The 1,804-nt window shown below is 36.9% G+C and carries 2 protein-coding genes; both read left to right on the plus strand.

Going from position 1 to position 1,804, the window contains the following annotated elements; translation table 11 throughout:
• Nucleotides 1–609 precede the first annotated feature (609 nt).
• Nucleotides 610–1,149, plus strand: a complete 540-nt coding sequence (locus GXZ17_RS10565) for a DUF4180 domain-containing protein (RefSeq protein WP_409377245.1) — start codon at nt 610–612, stop codon at nt 1,147–1,149.
• A gap of 12 nt (nt 1,150–1,161) precedes the next feature.
• The coding region (locus tag GXZ17_RS10570; protein WP_409377246.1) for a phosphoadenosine phosphosulfate reductase family protein at nt 1,162–1,804 on the plus strand (643 nt) is incomplete at its 3' end.

Genomic DNA, 1,804 nt, shown 5'->3' on the forward strand with positions numbered 1-1,804 from the left:
CCTCAAGCTCACTAATGGCAAAAATAAAGCTCGGCAGAATTTGTATTACAGTCCATAAGTCAAGGCATATTTTAACCTTTAAAAAGATAGAAATCATGAGCTCTCCCCCTCGGTCTAATATAATGGTTCTTTGGTGTTTCCATCCTTCATCTGGCGTTTTTCTCTCTCCTGATTCGCACCTGATTGATTTTCTTACCTTTTACATTTGATAATGGTCTCTACCTGAAAATTCATCATCAAAGACTCCCGTCTCACGCTTCACTCTCCCGTATCATCCTCTTAGCGGGTGATCTCCTTACTATAAAATTCTCCACAAGACTTACTTTACCATAACGGCATCCACTTTTTTATTTTACTTCGTTACAGCTTGATTGAAAGTGGTGTTGTTTTTCAAGAAGTTAAAGAAAAACAAAAATCACTTATGAGAAATTGAATATGATAGAATTAAGAAAAACAGACAGAAAAACTTCAAATCTGTTGTTCGAGATTTGGCAATCGAGAACAACAGGCAATTCTATGAAAACGAGCTTGCTTGGATTGGCAAGGTACATCGGAAAACCTCGTCGCTTGCTAAAACCAGAGAAAAATCAATTAAGAATGGGTGAATAAATGGAGTATACACCAATAAATAAAAACGGGCAGATTTACATTGTCGTTACAGGAGGGCAAATCAAAACTGAAGAAGATGGATTAGCCTTGATTTCGGCCTGTGTAGAGCATGGAACAAATTTGCTTATGCTGCCTGCCGCTTGTCTGTCGGAGGATTTTTTGCTCCTTTCTACCCGGGTAGCGGGATTAGTACTGCAAAAGCTCAGAAATTACAATATTAAAGCGGTCGCCATTCTCGACGCAAAAATCACATCACAGCGATTTAAGGAGTTCTTGTCAGAATCCAATAAGGGGCAGGAATTTCGCATCTATAACAACTTTGAGGATGCAGAAGCGTGGTTATTGGGAGAGACCCAACTAATAAGAACAATGCACAACCTGTATTTGGTAAATATAATTAACCGTAAGTATACCTTTATAAATTATTTAAAACTTTGTCGACTTGTTGTCTCGACAAAAATCAGAGGATGGTTTAAACTGCATTTGGGGTATTGCTTTTCTTCCTCCAGTATAAGTTTTGCTAATACAAATGGGGGGTGAGAATGGACAAAAATGTTTGAGATAGAATGGGATACAGAAAGCGGTGGTATTTTATTAGTAAATTCCTCTGCTAATGGCTTTTCTCCTCCAAGACCTGTGTTTTATGAAGAGTTAGACCTTTTAGGTTTTAACGAATTCTGGGATTATCCTAAGGTGGAAGAACCGCTTCTTTGGAATACTGGAAGGAGATATTATTACAAGGGGAAACTTGTAGCCTCTGCTAAAGGAGGAGGGATTTTTGAAAAGCCAAAGATAAAGTTAGAAGATGGATATAAAAAGCTCTCTTTAGAACCCGTAAATGTTAAATTAATGGTAGAAAAGAATCTCGAAGCTCTGGAAGTCTTAGAAAATGAAGCAATAGATTTTATTCAGGATACTTTTAAAAAATACAAAGACAAAGTAGATCAAGTCATCGTATCTTATAGTGGAGGAAAAGATTCTCAGGTAGTTTTGGATTTAGTTTCGCGGACTTTATCTCCTGATGACTATATTGTAATCTTTACTGATACCACTATGGAAATACCTCCTACTTATGAAATGTATGAGAAAACAAAAGAGTACTATACGAGCATTTACCCTAACCTAAAATTTTATGTAGCAAGAAATGAAAAGCATTCTTTGGAACTCTGGAAAGTTTTTGGGCCTCCTAGTAGAA

Origin of the sequence: Candidatus Sordicultor fermentans, assembly GCF_012728195.1 — a bacterium.
In the GTDB taxonomy this organism is placed as follows: Bacteria; Atribacterota; Atribacteria; order Atribacterales; family Caldatribacteriaceae; genus Sordicultor; species Sordicultor fermentans.